The sequence below is a fragment of the Micromonospora qiuiae genome (assembly GCF_016863555.1).
Classification (GTDB): domain Bacteria; phylum Actinomycetota; class Actinomycetes; order Mycobacteriales; family Micromonosporaceae; genus Micromonospora; species Micromonospora qiuiae.
Genome location: NZ_BOPC01000162.1, coordinates 1 through 2485, shown reverse-complemented (window position 1 = coordinate 2485; position 2485 = coordinate 1). Strand labels below are relative to the sequence as shown.

Here is a 2485-nt window from a genome sequence, read left to right as displayed (position 1 = left end):
CACCGCCGTCGTCGACGAAGCGATCGCCGCCCTGCGCTGCCTCACCGAACACCGCGACGACCTGGTCCGCACCCGAACCCAGACCATCAACCGGCTGCATGCGCTGCTCGCCCAGCTCATTCCCGCCGGCCTGCCCCGCGGACTGATCGCCGACACCGCAGCCGCCGCGCTGCGCAGCATCCGCCCCCGGGCGGTGCTGGCCCGCACCGTGCGCCAGGTTGCCGTGGAACTGCTCGGGGAACTGCGCCGCCTCGACCGGCGCATCGCCGAGGTAACCGCAACGCTGTCCGCCGCGGTCGCCGCGTCAGGCAGCACGCTGACCGATCTGCACGGCATCGGAGACGTCCTCGCCGCGAAGATCCTGGCTCGCGCCGGCGCTGCCCGCAGGTTCCGGTCGGAGTCTGCGTTCGCTTCATACTGCGGCGTCGCGCCGATAGAAGTGTCATCCGGTGACATCCAACGGCATCGCCTATCGCGTGCCGGCGACCGGCAGCTCAACTACGCGCTGCACGTCATGGCCATGGCCCAGATCAAACGAGCGACCCCAGGCCGGGACTACTACCAGCGCAAACGAGCCGAAGGCAAGACCCACAAAGAAGCTATGCGCTGCCTGAAACGCCGCCTCGCCGACGTCGTCTACCGCACCATGATCAACGACACGGAGACCTCTCTGCTGCCAACGCCTTGACACAGAGAGGTGCCGTTGGCGAGACAGCCCCCGCTTGTGTGCGCTCTGGGCCGTGATGACATTGTCTCGGCGGTAGACGGCGCGGGGCAGCACCAACTACGCAGTGCGGCCAAAACGCTGCAACTTGTCATACTGTCGCGATGGAAGCACCGTTTGACCGGACAGCGGCGGAAGCGGCCGAAGGGCGTGGCGACTGGGCTACGGCAATCGGCATGGTCAGCGGGTTCTCGGAGTGCTACAGCCGTGACTATTACCGACACGACGCGCACCTGTGGCATATGGAGTTACTCGCGAAGGCCGGGCTCTTGCATGAGTTGGCCGAGCTCGCCAAGAGCGACGTTCACGCACGGCGCCAGCTGGACAGGTTCCTGTACGAGGAAGGCTGCGAAAGCGAGCTACGGCGGCGCGCCGAGCACGGCGACAAAACCGCTCTTTATTTTCTGGTACGTCTGCTTCGTGCGCAAGGAGAGCAGACAGCCGCCCAACAGGCGGTCGCCGAGATCGACGTGGCCGACACCTATGCCATCGAACTGGCGAATGAGCCGCTGACGGGCGAGTAGGGGCCGGAAACGAAAATGTCTCGGCCACCGGTCGTGGCACCTCTTGTAGAGGCGGAAGCCTCATGACCACTGACACCGGCAGCTCAGGATGCCGGGTACCGCTGGGCGACGTCGAACACCGAGCGTGACGGCTCGTAGTCTGCGTACGCGCACGGGCGGCGGCAGATCTTGTCGTCCTGCATGGTCACGTCGTGACTTCTCCCTCCCATGTTCTGAGCGTCAGTTGCTGGCCATCGAAGTCCAGCTTGAGACCGACTACCTCGTTGACAGCGTTGAACGTCGGCGCCCAGTCAACTAAGGGCAGTGCGATGACGGAGGCGAAGGGCGGTTCGGTGGAGGCGTCGCGCGCAATCCAACGTCCACCGAGATAGTCGTAGTCGTAGGCGGAGAGCCACCCCTCGTCGCCCGGTTGGGTTCGGACGAACTCGAGGGTCCAGTCGCTTCGACCGTTGAGAAGCAGACCTCGACCGTCATCGAAGACGAGGTGGACCGGCCCCACCTTGAGGTCGGCGGGATCGCCCGGCTGATGCCAGGCCAACCGTGTGACCTTCGCGAGTCTGTGACTGATCAGCGCATCCATCAGCGGCGCCCCTCTCGTCGACTGGCACGTTAGCGGGCAGAGATTGGGCTGGAGTCAGTGCGCGCTCATCGGCACGACAGAGCATTAAACCGACCGCACCTCGTCACGGAGCGTGGTGACCCGTCAGCGGCATGTCAGTGCGTTCAGCCGAGGGTGGGTCGCCCCTCGGTGATCTGTTTCTTCCACCGGCCGACCGGACCAGGCCAGCCATGGATCCGCGCCGAACTTGGGCACGACCACAGGTCCGTTGCCTACCAACGAATCGTGTATGTCGCCTGACTCGATGAAGGCGCGGGACTGGTAGCCCACAGACCACGCAGTCACGCGCTCCCATGCACCGATGATTGTCAACGGCCAATCAGATTTGGCTCTGGCACGAAGTTGGTGAATCCGGCTCGGCCCCGGCGGTCGGACCCAGTCCGATATGGATGACCATGTTCACGGTGCGATGATCGCGGTGTTGGGGACCTGCTGCCTCATCTTTCGGCTCTTCGGATCAGGCGTGTACGCGTCGAGGGACGGTCGACCTGGTTGGATACGGATGTTTCGGCTGATGCAGGGCGGTGTCCGAACTGCGGGTCCAGCTCAGCGCGGGTGCACAGCCGGTACTGGCGGGTACTGGCAGAACCGGCGATCGGTGGTAGGCAGACGCTGCTT

General features: G+C 64.8%; 5 protein-coding genes. 3 read left to right on the top strand and 2 right to left on the bottom strand.

The genetic code is table 11. The annotated features are described in order from the left end of the window. Both Vqi01_RS30135 and Vqi01_RS30130 read left to right on the top strand, forming a co-directional pair. Positions 1-688: IS110 family RNA-guided transposase (locus Vqi01_RS30135; RefSeq protein WP_204038524.1), on the top strand; the 688-nt coding region annotated here is incomplete at its 5' end. Positions 689-828: 140 nt separating this feature from the next. Beyond that, positions 829-1248, top strand: a complete 420-nt coding sequence (locus Vqi01_RS30130; RefSeq protein ID WP_204038523.1) for a hypothetical protein — start codon at positions 829-831, stop codon at positions 1246-1248. 184 nt (positions 1249-1432) lie between these two features. Here the strand turns inward: Vqi01_RS30130 and Vqi01_RS30125 are convergent, their stop codons facing one another. Beyond that, on the bottom strand, positions 1433-1828 hold the full coding sequence (locus Vqi01_RS30125; protein WP_204038522.1) for a hypothetical protein: 396 nt from the start codon (positions 1826-1828) through the stop codon (positions 1433-1435). 123 nt (positions 1829-1951) lie between these two features. Next, complete coding sequence (locus Vqi01_RS31210; RefSeq protein WP_275408861.1) at positions 1952-2152, bottom strand: YrhB domain-containing protein; 201 nt, start codon at positions 2150-2152, stop codon at positions 1952-1954. 207 nt (positions 2153-2359) lie between these two features. Here Vqi01_RS31210 and Vqi01_RS31740 point away from each other — a divergent pair. Continuing rightward, the coding region (locus Vqi01_RS31740; RefSeq protein ID WP_372444468.1) for a transposase family protein at positions 2360-2485 on the top strand (126 nt) is incomplete at its 3' end.